This is a genomic window from Bradyrhizobium sp. UFLA05-89 (genome assembly GCF_059803475.1).
The window spans coordinates 1-659 of the sequence record NZ_JBANBA010000298.1; the positions used below are offsets into that span (position 1 = coordinate 1).

The following is a 659-nucleotide window of genomic DNA, read 5'->3' on the forward strand; positions in this document are numbered from 1 at the left end:
GCGAGCGTATCGGCGGTCTCGCCCGATTGCGAAATGAAGATCGCCAGATCGCCCTTGCGCAAGGGAGACTCGCGATAGCGGAACTCGGAGGCGACGTCGACCTCGACCGGCAGGCGCGCCATGCGCTCGAACCAGTATTTTGCGACGTAGCCGGCGTAGCTCGCCGTGCCGCAGGCCGTGATCGTGACGCGCTGGATATCGCGAAAGTCGAACGGCAGCTTCACCGGCAGCGACACGCGGTCGGACGCCATGTCAACATAGCGGGCCAGCGTATGGCCGACGACCTCGGGCTGCTCGTGGATTTCTTTCGCCATGAAGTGGCGGTAGTTGGCCTTGTCGACTAGCGAGGTCGAGGCCGCATGCTTGATCTTGTCACGCTGGACGGCGCGGCCGTCCTTGTCGAAGATGGCAACGCTGTTGCGGGTCAGCACCACCCAGTCGCCGTCCTCGAGATAGCTGATCGTGTCGGTGAACGGGCCGAGCGCGATCGCGTCCGAGCCCAGGAACATCTCGCCGTCGCCGTAGCCGACCGCGAGCGGCGGACCGTTGCGAGCGCCGATCAGCAGGTCGCCCTCGCCCGCGAAGATGAAGCCGAGCGCGAACGCGCCGCGCAGCCGGCGCAACGCGAGCTTCACCGCCTCGACCGGCTTGTTGCCACG

At 66.3% G+C, this 659-nt stretch carries 1 protein-coding gene; it reads right to left on the reverse strand.

The window, feature by feature from the left end; all coding sequences use genetic code 11:
• Positions 1–659 (reverse strand): SIS domain-containing protein (locus SO139_RS46360; RefSeq protein ID WP_498542174.1); only part of this gene is annotated, 659 nt, incomplete at both ends.